The organism is Pseudomonas sp. Sample_14 (assembly GCF_004307515.1).
Classification (GTDB): domain Bacteria; phylum Pseudomonadota; class Gammaproteobacteria; order Pseudomonadales; family Pseudomonadaceae; genus Aquipseudomonas; species Aquipseudomonas atacamensis.
The window spans coordinates 1-18614 of the sequence record NZ_RCOC01000018.1; the positions used below are offsets into that span (position 1 = coordinate 1).

Below are 18614 nucleotides of genomic sequence, written 5' to 3' on the forward strand. Positions count from 1 at the left end.
TCATCGACGCAGGGCAAGAAATCCACCTGAGCAGCGGCATGAAAGTGGTGATGGAAGCCGGCGCCGAACTCACGCTGGTGGGTGGCGGCAGCTTCATCAAGATTGATGCTGGTGGCGTGACCATGAGTGGGCCGGTGATCAATATGAATTCCGGTGGCAGCCCGGGCAGTGGGACTGGTGCTGCGCCGTTGATGCCGGGGCCGTTGAAGCAAGCGGATACGGATAAAGCCGGGCAGTTGCTGGTGCCAGCGCAGAGGCAGGCGTTGATGCAGAAGAAGCCGATTTGTGCGGTGTGCGAAGCCGCCAAACAGGCTGCGCAAAGGGAGCTACAGTAAATGATCGAGCTACCGCCACTTCCGATTGATCTGCCATGGGAAACCCCAGCTTATCTGCTGCTGGATGGCGTCAGTGTTCCCGATCTCGCGCAGCAATTGTTTCAATGGGATAACCAAGCCTACAGCCTGTATCAGTCCACTCGCTGGCAGGAGTTGTCAGATATTTCGCCTTATCTGATCGAGCTTAAAGGTGCCAGCGATCCGCTCTTGGCGTACTTCAGAGAACATGCGGCTGAGGAGTGGGGTTATCTGCTGTTCAGCGACGCAGATGCGCATTCGTTGTGGGGCCATTGGCGTCACTTGCTAAGCGTGAAGCACCCGAGTGGCATAGAAGTCATGCCCCGTATTGCCGACCCTGCGGTCATGCACCAGCTGTTTGCATTGGCAGAAAAAAAGGGCAGCGCGAAATGGTTCGGACCGGTCAGCCATGTCTGCCTGCCGGACGGAGTTGGCATCAACTGGCATCAGCACATTCGCCCCCGACCCGCTATAGCCGAACCCGAGACCTATCGTTTGACGGATGATGAACTCACTGCGTTGGGCGAAGTAGAATTTCGTAACTTCATATCTGATCTAAATGAGCATTTGCATACGTACTTTGCGGACTTCATGGCGACTTTTGCATCTGAAGATCGTCGGCCCTATGCGCAAGCACTCGCGAATGATGCCTATCAAAAGGGTTTCGCTTCTGAACAGGAAATCACCCTCTATGCGAACGTTTTCGGTTATCTCGCTGGTGAGCCGGTCACTGATCATCCCGACATCGTTCAGCTACTCGCGCAATCGACGTCTGAAGCACCACTGAAACGCGTTGAGCGCGCTGCAGAACTGGCCGAACGCCGTGCCGCCGATCGACAAGGAAGCCAATCGTGACCACTCAACAACCGCCTAAACCCAGCGCCAACACCGCCGCAATGGCCAAGCCGGCGAAAGACACTCGAGTGCCGATGGGTGTGTGCCCGTTGATGAACAAGAAGGTGCAACTGCTGCCTCTGCGCTATGGCCTGGTTCAACATCTCGATCCAGCTGCCGAGGTGTCCATGCCGTACAAAACCAAAAGCCAGCCGCTGGGCATTCGTTTGCTGCGCGATGGGTATCTGTACATTATCAATGGCACCACCGGTTACTTGCACGAATACCGGATCGAGAAAGGCCAGATCACCAAGCTGCTGTGGAACAGTCAGGAAGTATCGGCCGACACTCGGACCAGTTCAGTCGGGGAACCGCATCTGATTTTCACTCGATCTCACACGCTTTACGCCAGTTATTCCGAAATTCAGTGGACAGCTTTCAAATGCTCGCAAGTGCTCAGCTCCAAGGATGAGCGCAAACGCTTGATGCAGCAGCTCGAGTTGACAAGCGCCTGCCCGGAAAAGGGTGGCGAGCATTTGCTGAGTAAGCAGCAGGCGGAGAGCTGGCTGGCCGAGGTCAAGGAGGATCAGTCTCGATCCGATGCCAAACCAGAGGGTTCGAATCAGCAGGAAAGCGTGGCCTATCACTGGGAGGATCAGCCACTCTTCAAGCAAACCACCATTGAAAGTCTGACCAGTAACGTGCAAGGCCCGTACAAGAACGACTACCTGTTTCTGGTGCTACGAGACGACATTGGCGTGATGCGTGATCTGGCCAGTGCGCAGTTGAAAGTGGCTGACTGGATTGAACAATGGAGTGCTGATGAACGATGCCAGGCTCAATACCTTACTGGCTCTTACATACAGTCGCTCTACGACGTCAATGGGCCCCGACTTGACGCTCTGAGCAAAACAGACCCTGATATCAAGTCGTTGAAAGACGACACCAACGAAGAGCAGCAGAACAAGATTTATGAGTATCTGAAGGTTCGCCGGGATAACAGAGATCCGGGGATCTATGGAGACGAAGCGCACTGGCGAAAAATGGCTGAAAAGGATCCTTATGCCCGTGCGTACATGGACATGACGGATTCGCTGGGCAATCCGTTATACCGTAAACATCAAGACACCTTGAATAAACTGAGCCTGCAAAGCTGGTACGCCTTGCATGGCAAGGAGCTCGGTCAGCGTGGCGTCGATGACTTGGTTAACCGACCGGAGATGGAGGCATTTCTCCTCAAACAGCAAATCCTGCTGAGTCACTGGCACGGACGGTTGAAGAACATTCGTGATGATCGCCTGACGATGTTTACCAGTGGCTACTTCCACGGAGCCGCCTGGTACTACGATTTCAAGCTCGATGCGCAAATCAAGCATCGTCTGGAGACTGAATTCGTCTGTGTCGCCGCGATGTGTGCTGACCCGAAGGCCGTCGCGAAACTTGCGGCTTACATGGAAGCCAATCTGCTGACCGTCGTACCTGGGCTGGACACGCTGACTCTGGCCGCACAAGTCGACGTAGCAAAAAAACTCGCGGACTTGAGCAGTTTCTCGATCAACGTGATCTCCGCCAAGGAAAACCTGGCCAACGTCAACGTCCTAACCAATCAGTTCCACAGTCTGATGACCGAGCGCCTGCCCAACTACGCCAAACTGAACACTCAGTTCATGGGCATGCAAAGCTTGCTGGACGAGGCCTATAACCCGGCTCGACAGATGAAAATTGCCGATCAGTTGGACAAAGCTTACGTAACCTTCGCGCGTGCACAAACCGTCGACCCCAACAGCTACATTCGCGAAATCGGAGCGCCTGCGCGTTTACAGTTACTGCGAGAGTTTTCCCGGCAAGGGCTGACATTGCGTGCAGCGTCTGCCGCCGAAATCAACGCCTTCAACCTTGCCCGAGATCAGGCGTTGGACCTGCACGGGCAGTTGAAGGAAACCTACAAGTTGCGCAATCGCGAATTGTCCCGGCAAACCACCGGCTCCGCCATGCCGGGCAGTGAAACGCAGTACAACCAACGAATTGCCCAAATCAAAAATTCGCTGTTACCTTTGGAACAGAGGCTCTGCGACGCGTTGACGGTAGGCGGAGACAGCCCGGCAAAAATCGGCACGGTGATCGATGGTCTGGATCCGCAATTGCGGGCAGAGATGGGCCGGACCGTACGAGACTTCCGGGCTACAGGGACGTTCAATAAGCCGCTCGCAGGGGTTATGAGGTCGAAGGGGGATGGGATTGCGTTTGCGTTGTTCGTGATTCAGGGGCAGAAGTTTATTGAAGCGATAAGTTCAATGGGTAAAAAAGATGTTCCGTCGTTATCTGACTGGTGGAACTTATTTGAGTCACTCGTAGGTTTTTCGGCTGCTGGTTTTGCTACGGTACAAGGCTTGGCGGTAACAATATTTCAAGCTCATTTATCGGAAATGGTTAGTGCTACAGGCAAGGTCAATACCCTTAGCCGCTTGGGCCGATGGACGGGCGTCGCCGGAGTAGGCGCTTTCAGTTTCGGCGCGATTTCCGCCTCTATTGACTTGGGTAAGCACTCCATTCAATGGGGCAAGGCCTTGGCTAAAGGCGATTACAAAGAATTAGGAGCTACAACTCTCCAAATCAGTGGTGACTCAATACTAGTAGGTACAAATACATGGGCTGCCACACGTACAAGTTCAATCGTTGTTAACATTATGAAAAGCCCGACTGAACTGCGTGCTTTAGCTTGGGCAGAGGCGAGTCCAAGAATTATGGCGATTGGCGCACGCGCCAACTTGATTGGTCTGATCGCGACTGCTTTGCAACTGGTGGGCGAGGGTTTATACAACTATTTTAATCTGGACGACTTGCAAAAATGGATGGAGTCCAGCGTCTGGGGGAACAAAACTAAGAATCGCAGCATGCAGGACGAATGGAACGAACTGGCAAAGGTCGTGCAAAAACCTACTTGTGAAATGATTCGTGATGCCAAGCAGACCTATCTGAAGCTTATAATTCCAGGCGTTAGCACGCAGGAAATGGATACTCGAAAATTGCAATTGAAAGCGTACCAGCAATATCGCGATGTTCCAAAGAAAGGGGGTTACGCGCCCGGCCCTTTTCCCTTGAGATGGCGGGAGTGCACGACAACCTGGATTAGTCGATTAGTCGTAGCCAGTAAAGGCAGCGAAGCGTTGACAATTCATTTGCCGATCAGTGACTCATTGCAGACCACAGATTTTTCCTTGGCATTGACCATCGCTTATCAATTGGAAGCTGAACGTGACGTAATGCACGAAACCTGCTTTGTGCTCCGTGACCTGCATATTATTAGCTCACCTTATAGGCGCGATCCAACGCGCGGTGTCTTTAAGCTTGATTCTGCTGACTCGTTGCCGATTGGCACAAGTAAATCCCAATTCATATTGTTCAAAAAAGAAGATTTGGGGACCATCGATGCTTAAAAGCCTTTTCAAGCGCGGCGCTAAATTCACTACTTCTGAAGCCGCAGCGGACATCCGTAACGAGAGGCCAAGGGCTGGAGAAGTCCGCGTCCGTGGAATGAATGAAACTCTGTTTCTATCGCCATTACCGGTCTATACAGGGCAAACTCAATCCTCTCGCCGGAATTTTTCAGGGATGAACGAAGTATTCCTGGAACTCGGCGGAAGTAATTGGGGAATGGTTGAACAAGGAAAAATACTTGCCGCTGGAATTTGGATGGCATTGACGACAGCATTCATTGCTCCGGTGCTTATCTGTGCTTGGCTCGCACTTTTCAGCCCTCACGGAATAGATCGAAGGTTCGTCGACCTAATTGGTGACTCGTTACTGGTTTTTGCTAGCGGCTCTCTACTGTTTATTCTCCCTCTTGGTGCGTACTTATACGGAATGCTCTCCGGCGTCTTTAAAGCAGCAAAAACCTACCCCGTCCGCTTCAACCGCCAACGCCGCGAAGTCTGCTACGTCGACAGCAAAACCCGCCGCGTCCTCATCGTACCTTGGGAAAGCGTAGTCGCCTGGGTCTCCAACACTCAGGGCGTCACCAGTTATGGCGCTACTCGCCAGTACACGTTCGGCATGGGTCTGGAGGATGAGGAGCAGGACAAAGTGCAATTCCTCCTGCTACCACAACCCAGCGATGCACATGCTTTAGGGATGTGGACGTCAATTCGTAATTACATGGAAGACGGTCAGTTGGTAGATGCTCCAAACCCGATGCTCAAGGCACTGGGTTTGACTCCATCCGGTGATCGGCTCAAACCGTACGAAGGCCTACACACTTTTGAAATCGAACGCGAAGACGCGCGCGCGATGGGGTCGCTGGACGAGGGTGGCGACGAACTGACGCCCGAGCAGCGCGAGCATTACGGTTACTCGAAAAAATCCTACTGGCCATTGCGCCGCTGGTACATGTGGCGCGTGCTGAGCTTCTGGAAGATGCCTTATATGCTAGCCGAATGGGCGCATCGCAAAGGGCGGCCTACCCTTCCGGAACAAGTGCAAACATGGTCTCAGCCGTTGCCACCAGAGCAATGGGCCAAGCCCAGCGGTGCATTGGTGAAAGCCAATCAAATGGTCAAGACTGCCATGGACAAAAAAGGCGCCACGTTCGTCGAAGCGTGCAAAGCGGCGGGGTTACATGGATGAAATGGGAGCAACCACGTTCGTCTATTTATTTTAATTCTTAACATCTGTTAAAAGGTAAAGCCGATTTGTTTCGGTTTATCCGACGCCATAAGTCGGAAATTTCGAGTCTGAAACCCCCATGAATACCCGTCAGATAACGCTTGCCAATCGATGGACCGCAACCTTTCAAAACATCGGCGAGTTTCGCATGGGCGTCGAGGGCTGGGGCTTGCTTCTACAGGGTCCGGATAACCAGACGATCAAATACTTCGCAGACCAGATTGTTCTAGCGAACGACGAGGACGGCAACCAAGCCAACACCTGCATCCTGCTCTCGGTCGATGGTGTTTACGGCTGTTTGCATACGGCCGTAGACGGCGACTGGGTGATCGATTTTGCGCGAGGGATGATTGCCCCTCATCGAGTAACGATTCGCCACCATCACGACGCTTACGACGAAAGCCTCGCACTATACGAACAGCCGGCCTTCAAACGTGCGCGCCAGTACGTCAGTGTTGTCGGAAAACACATCTACCTGACTTTTCCGCTAACCAGAGATGAGGACTTTCCCAAGGTATGGGACGAATACTTGGCAATCCGCAAGCGCCAACTGGATGAGCTTTACTTCGGAACCTGACAATCGCATGGAGAGGTCCGGCAGTCGTCTCCAACCATATACGTCGTCATATTCCCGCAGGTGGCTCCCTCCCAAATTAAGCTTCACCTAAGCTTCCCCCGCTAGCATCCCGGCTCATCAACCTGTCGTCTTGAGCCGTGGATGAGTCCCTCCGACATGAAAGCCTTTGATCTACCTACCCGACCGCATCCCAACTTCAGCCTCGTCCTGGTAAATTACAAAACCCCGGACATCACCCGCATGTGTCTGGAACTGTTGCGTGAGCATGTTCAGGCGCAGGGCATTGCAGTGTGGGTGGTGGACAACGATTCGGCGGATGCCAGCCTCGATTATTTGCGTTCGCTGGACTGGATCAATCTGATCGAGCGGCCGTCGCCGGGCAAGGAAATGGGGCATATTGCCCATGGCAAGGCGTTGGATCTGGCCTTGGCGAAAGTTGAGACCGATTACTTGTTTCTGCTGCACACCGACACCTTTGTCTACGACATGGAAGTGTTTGCGATGATGATGCGCGAATGCACGAAAAATGCGGACATGGCGGCGGTGGGTTGTGTTGAGCAACTTGATCGTGGGTTACTGCGTGATACCTGGCGTTTAACTTCGCGGTTCTGCAAACATCATGTTCGTCGGCTCAAAGTTCATCTTGGCCTGCGTTCGAAGCCGCCACGCCCGTATAAAGAAACCCATTTGAAAAGTTTCTGCACGCTGTGGAATGCGCGGCTGATGAAGTCGCTGGGTTTGCACTTCTGTATGGATGAGGAGGTGCCTGGTTACACGCTTCAGGATCGAATGGTCGGGTTGGGCTATGGCATCAGGTTCCTCTCGCCGCGGAAGATTTTCCGCTATCTGGATCACATCCAGGCCGGCACCGTCGCGGCGGCGGGCACGTATGGCAAGGATCATCGCCGGACAAAAATGTACCAGCAGACCCTCAAACGCTTGCAGGATCAGTATGGCAAAGCCGGCATGCAAGCTTCGACTTGATCGAAAACAATAAAAAAAGGGCGACTGCAAAGTCGCCCTTTTTGTTTGCTGATTCTGTATACAACTTTTGCAAGTAGTGGAGTTCGCCCAGTGTAATGGCCTGGCAATCCATGCACCGGTAAAGAGCCCTGACACTGGGCGAACGCGAGGATTTTAATTCAAACAAGTGGGCATGTCGTCATGGGCAAACATGAAATTTTTGAACTGAAAAGTTAAAAACTGTGTTTTACCGATTTTCCCCGGGAATTGTCTTACAAAAAACTTTATATGATTGCTCTCATACATAAAGTTGTACAAGAGCAATAAACTTGTAGAGCTAATACTCAACTATCGTGCTGACTGGTCACTTTCAAGATATCGGTATAAGTGACAATAACGCTCTGCCCTACTTTCAGATCCTTCAACTTGGCCTGAATCTCCGGCTTCTTCACATCGAGCGTCTTCGATTGTCCGGATGGATTTTGGAGGGTGACCTGATTGGTCTTCAAATCGATTTTGCTGATTTTCAGCTGCACCTGAACCTGACGATAAGCCTCGCCACCAGGGTTATCGCTGCCCGGGGCCTTGCGCAGTTCGCCGGTACGCTCGGTGGTGCCTGGCAGACCTTTATCCACATCCGTATCGAGATAAGCGGCGACAGATCGCTGCACCTCGATCGTCACCGAATCGCCAACTTTAAGTTTGGCGAGGTTTTTCGCTTTGTCGCTGAGCTGAACGTGGACCTGACGTCCCTCGGGGCCTTCCAGCACGACCTGGTGATTGGCCGGGTCGACGGCGAGCACTTTGGTGGTAACGGAATCGGCCTCAACGACGGCGGATAACGGAATGTCGGCAGCCAGAGCGCCGAAACTCGTGACAGAAAGCAGCGTTGCGAGAGTGATGGCCTTGGCCAGAGCGTCGAGCTTCATATGCATTACTTTCCCTGTGATGAAATGGCGACGCCCGCCACTGAAACGACTTCAGCGGCGGGCGTGCCAGTGAGCATAGACGCTGTTCAGGGCTTGACTTGAGTTTGTGGCCCTCGGGTGTGCGGCTTGGCGGTGTCCTGCGCAGTGGATTCGCCACTCGGCGTGCCTTTGCCGCTGTCCTGCCGCTGCTTGGGATCGGTCGGGCGCAGCGCATCGTTATCGCGTTCGGTTTCGCCGGCCGGGCGCGGTTCGTCGGGATTGTCGTTCTGGTTGATGGTCTTATTCATGGCAGAAGTCCTCAGGCTTCGGGATCGTCGAGTTCGCGGGCGACGTTGACCTCGGGTGACTGCTTGTGCAGATCATCGGCTTTGGCGCGCAACAACTGCCATTGCTCAAGATCAATCGCGCCTTGGCCGAGCAGGTCATCGGCGATGCGCTGCAGATCGAAATAGTGAGCGTCGGGCGATTGCTGCCAAAGCGTCTGATCGTCGAACAGGCGTTGCCAGGTGTTGAGGTCCGGGAGTTGCACGTCGTCGCTCATGGGTGAGTCCGAAAATGGCGGGTTTCTGGGTAGAGCGGAGAGCGCTGGTGAGAGTTCCAGTCAGTTAACTCAGCGGTCACAGCGCTGACGCTTTCGCGAGCAGGCTCGCTCCCACAGGGAAACTGCACCTACCGTTAATACCCGGTCATTTCCAGATAGCCCTGGCCAGGATGGCTGCCACCAATCTTCACCGGCCCCTCCCAATACGGAATACGCAAATCCATCCACGCATTGCGGTTGATCGCGTCAACGCTGATATCGAGTTGCTTGTCGGGAATGCGGATCGACCATTTCACCGGCATCGGTCGATCAGCCACCTTGGCCGTATCCTGCGGCACAAGGCTGATCTGCTCGCTGTGCAATGTCTGAATCTGCCCGTCAGCGGCGATCCAGGTGCCGGTCAGATAAGGCGCGCCGTCCTTCTGCCGCATGCGGTAAAGCATCACATGTTCGCCGCTGTCCAGATGCAGCGAGAACCAGTCCCAGCCAGTTTGATTGGCGGTGAGTGGCTGACTGCTCCACTCGCGATCGAGCCATGCCGGGCCGCTGACGGTGTAGGTCTGGCCGTCGATCTGCAGCGTACCGCTGGCCTGAAAAAACGGCTGGCTGTAGTAATACGAGGCCTGACCTTCTTCGGATTTCTGGCTGAAACCGTTGTCGCCTTGCAGCACCAGCGGGCGGCTTGAGGTGAGGCGCAGTTGATAAGCGAATTTCTTGTCACGAGCACTGAGTTGCATATCGCGCAACGGATCCTGCGCCTGACTGGCAAACATCCAGTCATCGATCCACGCTTCGAACGGCGCCAGGCGCACGCCGGCCTGGCCTACTCCGCCCCGGGCGTAGCGCTCGGCGGCGTGATGCACCGAGGGCGAAGTGACTGCCGCATGGCCCAGCCAGATCGTTTGGTTGCCCCAACCGGCCTGCTCGGCGACGGGTTTCAGGGCGCTGCGAAACAGCGTCCATTGCACACCGAAATCATTGCCCTGCTGATCCTTGAGATTGGCGGTGACGTACCACCACTCGATGCGAAAACCATCATGCGCGCCGTGATCGGCGGGGAAGCTGAACACCCGACCGGGCACCACCGGGGTGAAGGATTGCGCCTGATCGCCCATGCCGGCAAAACCCTTTTCCTCGGGTGCAGGCTGATCGCAGCCACCGAGCAGCAGTGCAATCATCAGCACGAGCCATTTAGTCCTCATGGGCAAACGTCCTCAGCAAGTCCGCCGGTTGCGTGCGGTACAGCGAATACAGCGGCCATGCCGAAGCCAACAGAGTCGCCAGCAACGCCAGGCCCATCAGTTGCAACAACTGCAACGGAAACACCCGCAACGGCAAGCGCCAGCCGAATGCCTGCACATTGATCACCGCATCCAGGCACCATGCCAAAGCAATGCCCAGCGGCAGCGCCAACAGCAACGTCAATACGGCGAGCAGCCAGGTCTGGCCGAGGTTGAGCAGCATCAATTGTTTGCGCGTCACGCCCAGCGCCCACAGCGGTGCGAGTTGACTGAGGCGACTCTGGCTCTGGGTCAGCAGACTGATGAACAGCGCCACGCCAGCCACGGCCAAGGTCAGGCTGTTCAACGCCGCCGTCGCGGCAAAGGTGCGTTCGAAGACCTGCACCGACCAGCCCTTGAGCCGCGCCTGATCGACGATGCGGTTGTCATCCAGCGCAAAACGCGCCTGCAAGGCGTTGAGCAGCGCCGGAATCTGTGCTGGATCGATACGCAAATTGAAGCGGTTCGGCGTTAGTTGCGGCCAGCCGCGCAACAGGTGCTCACTGCTGATCAGCACGTGCCCTTTCGGATTGCCGTAGTCGGCGTAGATGCCGACGATGCGCGGCGACCACGTGCCGTTTGGCGTGGGAATGTTCAGATGCTCGCCCGGCCGCAACTTCAGGCGTCGTGCCAGTTGTTCGCTGAGCATCACCGCATCATCCGTGGCCAGTTTGCCCCACGGATCGCTGCCACTGCTGTCGAGCAACGGCCAATGCTGGCGATAGTACGAGTGGTCGATGATGCCGTAGACATCGGCCGGCCAGCCTTGCAGTGTCACCGAAACCTGCCAGTTGGGCAGCACAGCGGTCACGTTGGGCTGCTGCTTGAGCCAACTGTGCATCTCGCGGGCCTGCGCCGGATTGGCCGGGTTGATGTACAGCTCGGCGCTCAGGCGTTGTTCGAGCCAGTCGTTGAAGGTCTGGCGAAAACCGGCGGTCATGCTGCCGGCGCCGATATTGGCGGCGAGCGCCAACAACAGCGCCATCAGCGCCAGACTCAGGGCTGGCAGTTGCTGGCGGCAGTCGGCGAGAAACCATTGGCCGAGCACCGACCGACTGCGCCCGAGCAACGGGTTCAACAACGCGCTGAGCAGCACCGGCAAGGCCAGCGCGGCACCGAGCAGCAGCCCGGCCATCAACACGAAACCGCTGCTCAGGCTGTCGCCCCAGATCAGCGCCGCCAGCGCAATCGCCAGCAGTGCCGTCGCCAGCCAACCCTGTCGGCGCAACCAGCGCGAATACTGTTGATGCCACGCCTGCGGATCGGCCACCGCCAGCAACGGCAGGCGCGCCGCTCGCAGCAGACTGTTGGCACCGGCCAGCAACGCGCCGAGCAGACTCAGACCGATGCCGCTGAACCACCACCAGGGGCTCAAACGCAACTGCCCCGCCACTTCCGCGCCATACAGACCGCGCAGGCTGGCGGCGACGTCCGGCAGCAGCACGCTGGCCAGCCAATAGCCGCTGATCACACCGAACAATCCACCGATCAGCGCCAGCACACCCAGTTCAACCACCAGACACGCGATCAGCATTCGTGCACTGACGCCACAGGCACGCAACGTGCGCAGCAAGCCTCGGCGCTGTTCCAGAGCGAGGCCGATGGCAGCGTGGACGATGAACAGGCCGACCAGAAACGAGAGAAATCCCAAAGCATCGAGATTGAGATGAAAGCTTTCGGTCAGCCGCGCGAGATTGTTTTCTTCTCCGCTGCTTTTGAGCTGCAAGCGATCGTTGAAACTCGCTGGTAATTCCTGATGAAAATCCTTGGGCAGCAGCAATCGCGACAATTGCTCGGGTTGGTCGAGCAGTCTTTGCGCTGCGCCGATGTCGACCAGTAACAGGCCCGGCGCCATGTCCTTCTGCGCGAGCAGCGGCGGCAGGGTCTGGCCGTTCACGGTTTGCGCTGTATCGCCTTCGCGCAAGCCGAGCAGTTGCATCGTGTCCGGGGAAATCCAGGTGCTGCCCGGCGGGCTGAAAAATTCGACGATGCGCTCGATCGGCATCGCCTGCCCGGCTACCGCGGAATCCGACGGCAGCGACACCGGCTCGATGCCCATCACCTGAATTCGCTGGTCTTCGTGGCCCTTGAGCGTCAGCCGGCCCTGCAACACCGGCGACACCGGCCAGCCCTGACGGCGCAATTCGATAAACCAGCGCTGGGGAAACAATGCCCCATTCGGCGTGCTCAGGCTGGCCTGTGGTTCACCGCCGATCATCTGGCTGGCCCGCGCGTAGCTGTCGCGCGCCTGACTGTTCAGCGCCTCGACGCCAGTGAGCAGACTGGTGGCCAGCCACAGCCCGGTCAGCACACTGAAAAACTGCACAGGATGACGCCGCCAGTGGCTGAGCAGCGCGCGCAGGGTTTGCCGCCAGATCATCAGGCGACCCGTCCGTTCGACAACACCACGCGCTGAGCCAGACGTGCCGCAACGCGCTGACTGTGAGTGACCATCAACAAAGTCGTCGGCGTGTCATCGAGCAATTCCAGCAACAGCCGCAGCACTTCATCGCTGGTCGCTTCATCGAGGCTGCCGGTGGGTTCATCGGCCAAGAGCAATTTCGGCTGCGAGGCCAATGCCCGGCCCAATGCGACCCGCTGCTGCTGGCCGCCAGAGAGTTGCTCGGGATACCGCGAGAGCAGATCGCCCAGACCCAGACGCTGCACCAGATGCGCTTGCCAGCGCGGCTCATGGCGCCCGGCCAGGCGCGCCTGAAAGGCCAAATTGTCTTCCACGCGCAGGCTGCCGATCAGGTTGAACTGCTGAAACACCAGACCGATTTCCGTGCGTCGCCAGTTGGCCAGTTGCGCTTCGCTCATGGCTTCCAGACGATGTTCGCCGCTGCGAATGCTGCCGCTGTCGACCTTGTCCAGCCCCGCCACCAGATGCAGCAGCGTGCTTTTGCCACTGCCCGATTCGCCCATCAGCGCGAGGCTGCCACCGGCCTCCAGCGTCAGGTCGACGCCTTGCAGCACCGGCAACAATCCCTGTGGCGTGGCATAGCTTTTGAAAACGTCGCGAACCTCAAGCATGGGCAAACCCGATCAGTGAACCTGGGCCTAGGATAGCGGCCCTGAATGTTTTTTGTCCGCTGATGATCATCGCCAACTCCGGGACGCGCCATACGCTGCTGGCTGTTCGGCCATAACGATAAAAAACCGGAGACACCCATGCCCCGTTTCATCCTGAGCCCGCGCGGCCTGCTGACCTGCCTGATCACCGCTTGCCTGAGCCAACCGTTGCTCGCTGCTGACGGTGCGGTGGCGCCGAGCATGCAAACCGCCGCAAGCAACGCTGCCGTCCTGCAAACCCTGCCTTTCAGCGACCGCACCGATTTCGAATCCGTCAGCAAAGGCCTGATCGCACCCTTCAAGGGTCAGATCAAGGACGCTGCCGGCAAAGTCATCTGGAACGTCAATGCCTATGATTTCCTCGCCAAAGACAAGGCGCCGGAATCGGTCAATCCAAGCCTGTGGCGACTGGCCCAGCTCAATGCCCACGCCGGTCTGTTCGAGGTCAGCCCCAAGCTGTATCAGGTGCGCGGCCTCGACCTGGCCAACATGACCATCATCGAAGGTGACGACGGGCTGATCATCATCGATCCGCTGACCATGGCCGAAACCGCCAGGACGGCGCTGGACCTGTACTACGCCAATCGGCCGCGCAAACCGGTCGTCGCGGTGATCTACAGCCACACCCATGTCGATCATTTCGGCGGCGTGCGCGGGGTGATCGACGAGGCCGATGTCAAGTCCGGCAAGGTCAAGGTCTACGCGCCGGTCGGCTTCATGGAACACGTCATGAGCGAAAACGTCATGGCCGGCAACGCCATGAGCCGCCGCGCGCAGTACCAATTCGGCAGCCTGTTGCCGCGCAGTGAAAAAGGCCAGGTCGACGCTGGCCTCGGCAAGAGCGCGCCCAGCGGTGGCACGGTCACACTGATCGCGCCTACCGATCTGATTGCCGAGCCGTTGGAAACCCGCACCATCGCTGGCCTGCAAGTCGAATTCCAGCTGACCCCGGGCACCGAAGCGCCAGCGGAAATGAACCTTTATCTACCGCAGCTGAAAGCCTTGTGCATGGCCGAAAACGCCACGCAGATGATGCACAACATCCTCACCCCGCGCGGTGCGCAGGTGCGTGATGCCAAAGCCTGGTCGCAATACCTCGATGACAGTCTGGCCCGCTACGGCGACAAGGCGGACGTGCTGTTCGCTCAGCACAACTGGCCGACCTGGGGTGGCGAGCGGATTCGTACTCTGCTCGCCGATCAGCGTGACATGTACGCGTTCATCAACGACCGCACCCTGCACTTGCTCAACCAGGGCCTGACGCCGCTGGAAATTGCCGAAGCAATCAAGAAGCTGCCCGGCTCGCTCGATCAGAAGTGGTACACCCGTGGCTATTACGGCTCGCTGAGTTTCAATACGCGCGCGGTGTATCAGCGCTACATGGGTTTCTACGACGGCAACCCGGCCAACCTCAACCCGCTACCGCCGGTCGATGCGGCTAAACGCTCGGTCGAGGCCATGGGCGGTGCCGCGTCGGTGCTGGAGAAAATGCGCAGTGCGATGGCCAGCGCTGACTACCGATGGGCCGCGCAGTTGGGCAACCAGTTGCTGTTCGCCGATCCGGACAACGCGGATGCCCGCAACGCTCAAGCCGAGACGCTGGAGCAGTTGGGTTATAAAAGCGAGAACGCCACCTGGCGCAACATGTACCTGACCGGTGCGATGGAGCTGCGCAACGGCGTGCCGCCGCAGTCAGCCAATACCGTGTCGGTGGATATGGTCAGGGCCATGAGTCCGGAAATGTTCTTCGACTACCTCGCGGTACGCCTGGACAGCGACAAAGCCGTGGCCCATGACCTGACGCTGAACTGGACGTTCGACGATGTGCAAAGGGATTTCACCCTGACCTTGCGCAACGGCGTGCTGACTCACCGCGCCGGTCTGAATCCGGCGGCGGATGCGAGGGTAAGCCTGAGCCGCGATACGCTGGAGAAGATCAGCCTGAAACAATTGGACTTCCCGACGGCGATGCAAAAAGGACTGGTGAAGTTGCAGGGCAATGGTCAGAAATTCGGATTATTGATGGGCAGCCTGGATACGTTCGGGCCGCAGTTCAATATCGTCACGCCTTAAGTCAAAAGCCCCTCACCCTAGCCCTCTCCCGGAGGGAGAGGGGACCGACCGAGTTGCATGTACGAGATACGCCGACGTGGGATAACGAGTTGAATGCAATTTTGAATAACACGCACATCAGCTCCCATGATTCATAAGCCCCCTTCCCGGAGAGAGAGGGGACTGACCGTGTTGGATGTACGAGATACGCCGACGTGGGATACCGAGTTGAACTCAGATTCCGAACGCCATGAAGATCGGCTCCCTTTCCCCCTCGCCCCCTTTGGGGAGAGGGCTGGGGTGAGGGGGTAAATCTTGCTGGCACCCTCGATAACGATCAATCACCTCAATCCTGCTTTCAACAAACCTGCCCCGGATTCAACCGAAACTGCTTCGGCGTAATCCCGAACTGTTTGCGAAACGCGCGGATAAAGTTACTCGGCTGGCGATACCCCAGCCGCTCGGCTATCCGTTCGATCGGTTGATCACCCGCCGTCAGCCAGTGTCGCGCCATTGTCAGATTGTCCTCACGCGCAGGTGCGCGAGTTTCAGCGTGCCAGTGGCGCAGCATGCTCCGGTGCAGAAACGGGTTGGCGCCCAGCAAGGTCTGATCGAGCCTCGAGCGCGGCAAGGTCAGGCACAGATGCTCGCCCTGCTCCACCGCGACACCCACTTCACGCAGCCAGCCACCGGCCATTTGCGCCGGACGCAGGCTGACATTTACAAACACATCTCCAGGCGCCGAGCCCAATCGACGGGCAATGTTGCGCACCAGCGTTATCACTGCCGCATCCAGAGCGAAATGATGCAACTGCCCCTGCAGCGAACGCAGGCGCAAATGAGCGAAATCGCCCGCCTCGACCAGTTCCACCGCAACGTAACTGATCACCCTTGGCAAGCAGTCGATGAAGCACTTCAGACTGGCCCGCAAGGTCGCGGACGAGTCGAGCAGGATATTCAGTCCTTGCAGGCAATCGGTCGCCATCCCGTCGGCCAGTTCACAGCCAAACGTCGGCGCTACCCCTGACCGTTCACACTCACGCCACAACTGTTCAACCGCTTGTGCGGCGATCAATTGATGCTGCCCGGCGAGCACTGACGGGCAGATCCCCACGCGCGCCATCAAGCGTTGCGGGCACAGTCCGGACTGGCGAGCATGCGCGAGAATCGTGCGGGTGAACGCGCTGGAGGCGAACAGAGACTGAGACATGAAGGCGTGCCATCGAAGAACAGGCGTGTACTTATGCCAGCGGACGTGCTATCGATCCAATGCATTAAAAGTATCCGCAAAATGCAGGAGACGCATGATGGATCTTCGCCAGCTTCGCCACTTGGTCGCCCTCGCTGATTACCGCAACTTCGGTCGCGCCGCCGAGGCGATCAACCTCAGCCAACCGGCGTTCAGCCGCAGCATCCAGACTCTGGAGCGTGACCTTGACTGCGCGCTGGTCGAGCGCAGCAGCCGCGAATTTCGCCTGACCGGTCAAGGCGAGCTGGTGCTGCAACATGCGCGGCGCCTGCTCGCTGGCAGTCAGGCGCTGCACAACGAATTGACGCAATACAACGGCCTCACCGGAGGTGAACTGCAATTTGGTTGCGGTCCGTATCCGGCGCAGGTGCTGGTGCCGGAAGCGCTGGCCGACTTCATTGATGCGCATCCGGCGATTCGCACGCGGTTTCATCAGGGCGACTGGCAGCAATTGACGCTGTGGTTGCGCGAGCAGCAGATCGAGTTTTTTGTCGCGGACGCGCGGCACTTTGTCAGCGATCCGCAGTACCAGGTGCACCTGCTGCGCACGCGGCCGGGACGGTTTTTCTGTCGCGCCGGCCATCCGCTCCTCGCGCAACGAGACCTGCGATTGCGCGCCCTGCTCGATTACCCGATCGTCGGCACGCGCATTCCACCGATGATCCGCAAGGTGCTCGCCGATATCCTCGGTGAGCAGGACTTCACCCCGAGCGTCGAGTGCGCACAATTTGACGCGATCCAGCGCGTAGTGCTGCGCTCCGACGCGGTGGGGCTGGCAACGCTGGAGGCCTTGCGTGAACAACTTGATCGCGGCCTGATCGAGCTGCTCGACTTTGTCGACGTCCCCCATGACGAGCCGGCGCTGCAACTGGGTTATGGCATCGTCAGCCGCGCCGGTTTTACCCTGACGCCAGCAGCGCGGGCGATGATCGAGGCGATCCTCAGCGTCGATCAGCGTTTGCTGGCGGCTAACGGAGCGACGGGAGACGCGTGCACAACATGAGCAAAACCCATCCGCAATCCGTCAACGCTTTTTACGCGCCGACCCTGCTGCCGGCCATTGAAGAATTGCTCGCGCGCGGCATTAGCCAAGGCGCAATCGAAGCACAACTGCGCCGCAGCCTGTTCGATCTGCGCACGCCGTTCACGCGCATGCCGCTGCTGATGTCGCGGCGCTTCTGGGGGTTTGCCGTGGAACAGAGCGGCGATCCACTGATCGGTCTGGCGGCGGGTGAACGCTTCGCTTCGACGGCCACCAATGGACTGACCTATCTGTTCGATGTCGCCGTGTCGCTGGAACGTGCCTGTGAGTTTTTCGCCGAGTACTTTGCGTTTTTCAACGGACACTTCCGTGTGCAAATCCTGCGTGAAGATGGCGGCGTAACACTGCGCTTGGTCGAAGCCGGCAGTCTTGGTGCTCCGGCGGCGCTGACCGATTACATCCTCGTCAGCCTTTGCAGTCTGGTGCGGCGCAAGTTGCTCGCCAGCGGCGTGAATCGTGATCCGGTGCTGGGCGTGGCTCTGGTGTCGGCCAGCCGCGAGGAACATGCATCGGCGTTGCGCACCCCGGTGAGCGCAGAGCAGTCATGGGCGGCGATTTATCTGGATCCTCAGCTGTTCGTGATGCCGTTGACACCGGGTAATCCGGGATTGGAAACAACGCTTGTCGATCTGCTGGAACAGACCCGCCGCCTCAGTGAATCGACCTTGCTCGGACAGCTCAGCGATTATCTGATCGAAGATCTGGCTTCAGCGGATTGGCAGCAGTTCTGTGCTACACAGCATGTGCTTGAGCGCACGGCGGCAAGGCGCTTGAAGGCGTTGGGCTGGACTTTCAGCGAACTGCTCGATGAGCATCGGCGCTATCGGGCCGAGGACCTGTTGCAGTCCGGGGCGCTGGAGCTGGTCGAAGTGGCGGATCGGTTGGGTTACAGCGATGTGCAGGGATTCAACCGGGCTTTCGCGCGCTGGCTGGGGTGCGCGCCTGGGGAGTATCGGGCGCGGTTCAACAAGGGCTGAGACTGTCGCAGCCTGTCCCGACTTGTTCGCGAGCAGCCTCGCTCCCACCCTGGAATGCAATCCCCTGTGGGAGCGAGCCTGCT

At 57.8% G+C, this 18614-nt stretch carries 15 protein-coding genes and 1 pseudogene; 9 read left to right on the forward strand and 7 right to left on the reverse strand.

Annotated elements, in window-relative coordinates; translation table 11 throughout:
- The 6 genes and pseudogenes from D8U61_RS03935 to D8U61_RS03960 all read left to right on the forward strand — a co-directional run.
- Positions 1 to 335, forward strand: a pseudogene (locus D8U61_RS03935) (DUF2345 domain-containing protein); the annotation flags it as partial.
- Positions 336 to 1208, forward strand: a complete 873-nt coding sequence (locus tag D8U61_RS03940) for a DUF4123 domain-containing protein (RefSeq protein ID WP_125926642.1) — start codon at positions 336 to 338, stop codon at positions 1206 to 1208.
- Positions 1205 to 4624 carry a toxin VasX gene (locus tag D8U61_RS03945; RefSeq protein WP_130926446.1) on the forward strand — a complete coding sequence of 1140 codons (3420 nt, stop codon included), beginning with the start codon at positions 1205 to 1207 and terminating at the stop codon, positions 4622 to 4624. The genes D8U61_RS03940 and D8U61_RS03945 overlap by 4 nt, the downstream gene beginning before the upstream one ends.
- A gap of 175 nt (positions 4625 to 4799) precedes the next feature.
- The gene (locus D8U61_RS03950; protein ID WP_232245609.1) at positions 4800 to 5810 is read left to right on the forward strand and encodes a DUF6708 domain-containing protein; all 1011 of its coding nucleotides are present in this window, start codon (positions 4800 to 4802) and stop codon (positions 5808 to 5810) included.
- 118 nt (positions 5811 to 5928) lie between these two features.
- Positions 5929 to 6426: a hypothetical protein gene (locus tag D8U61_RS03955; RefSeq protein WP_125926644.1), complete on the forward strand. Its 498-nt coding sequence runs from the start codon at positions 5929 to 5931 to the stop codon at positions 6424 to 6426.
- A 156-nt stretch (positions 6427 to 6582) separates the two neighbouring features.
- Positions 6583 to 7410, forward strand: a complete 828-nt coding sequence (locus D8U61_RS03960) for a glycosyltransferase (RefSeq protein ID WP_125926645.1) — start codon at positions 6583 to 6585, stop codon at positions 7408 to 7410.
- A gap of 323 nt (positions 7411 to 7733) precedes the next feature.
- On the opposite strand, the gene D8U61_RS03965 is transcribed toward D8U61_RS03960, so the two are convergent.
- The 6 genes from D8U61_RS03965 to D8U61_RS03990 form a co-directional block, all read right to left on the reverse strand.
- Entirely contained in the window at positions 7734 to 8318 is a 585-nt protein-coding gene (locus tag D8U61_RS03965) for a hypothetical protein (protein ID WP_071172870.1), read from the reverse strand.
- 86 nt (positions 8319 to 8404) lie between these two features.
- Complete coding sequence (locus D8U61_RS03970) at positions 8405 to 8605, reverse strand: hypothetical protein (protein WP_110598969.1); 201 nt, start codon at positions 8603 to 8605, stop codon at positions 8405 to 8407.
- 11 nt (positions 8606 to 8616) lie between these two features.
- Positions 8617 to 8859 carry a hypothetical protein gene (locus D8U61_RS03975; protein WP_016774112.1) on the reverse strand — a complete coding sequence of 81 codons (243 nt, stop codon included), beginning with the start codon at positions 8857 to 8859 and terminating at the stop codon, positions 8617 to 8619.
- 134 nt (positions 8860 to 8993) lie between these two features.
- Entirely contained in the window at positions 8994 to 10061 is a 1068-nt protein-coding gene (locus tag D8U61_RS03980; protein ID WP_110598967.1) for a lipocalin-like domain-containing protein, read from the reverse strand.
- Positions 10051 to 12522 carry an ABC transporter permease gene (locus tag D8U61_RS03985; protein ID WP_130926447.1) on the reverse strand — a complete coding sequence of 824 codons (2472 nt, stop codon included), beginning with the start codon at positions 12520 to 12522 and terminating at the stop codon, positions 10051 to 10053. The genes D8U61_RS03980 and D8U61_RS03985 overlap by 11 nt, the downstream gene beginning before the upstream one ends.
- On the reverse strand, positions 12519 to 13172 hold the full coding sequence (locus D8U61_RS03990) for an ABC transporter ATP-binding protein (protein ID WP_016774109.1): 654 nt from the start codon (positions 13170 to 13172) through the stop codon (positions 12519 to 12521). Before D8U61_RS03990 ends, D8U61_RS03985 begins: the two co-directional genes overlap by 4 nt.
- A 138-nt stretch (positions 13173 to 13310) precedes the next feature.
- On the opposite strand from D8U61_RS03990, the gene D8U61_RS03995 reads away from it, so the two are divergent.
- Positions 13311 to 15284, forward strand: a complete 1974-nt coding sequence (locus D8U61_RS03995) for an alkyl sulfatase dimerization domain-containing protein (protein ID WP_130926448.1) — start codon at positions 13311 to 13313, stop codon at positions 15282 to 15284.
- A 337-nt stretch (positions 15285 to 15621) separates the two neighbouring features.
- Here the strand turns inward: D8U61_RS03995 and D8U61_RS04000 are convergent, their stop codons facing one another.
- Positions 15622 to 16473: a helix-turn-helix domain-containing protein gene (locus D8U61_RS04000; protein WP_130926449.1), complete on the reverse strand. Its 852-nt coding sequence runs from the start codon at positions 16471 to 16473 to the stop codon at positions 15622 to 15624.
- Positions 16474 to 16570: 97 nt separating this feature from the next.
- Here D8U61_RS04000 and D8U61_RS04005 point away from each other — a divergent pair, with 97 nt between their 5' ends.
- Together D8U61_RS04005 and D8U61_RS04010 are read left to right on the forward strand one after the other, a co-directional pair.
- Positions 16571 to 17515 (forward strand): LysR family transcriptional regulator, encoded by a 945-nt coding sequence (locus tag D8U61_RS04005; protein ID WP_130926450.1) that lies wholly within the window; start codon positions 16571 to 16573, stop codon positions 17513 to 17515.
- A complete protein-coding gene (locus tag D8U61_RS04010) occupies positions 17512 to 18531 on the forward strand; it encodes an AraC family transcriptional regulator (RefSeq protein ID WP_130926451.1) in 1020 nt (339 codons plus the stop codon). The genes D8U61_RS04005 and D8U61_RS04010 overlap by 4 nt, the downstream gene beginning before the upstream one ends.
- The last annotated feature ends 83 nt before the right edge of the window (positions 18532 to 18614 follow it).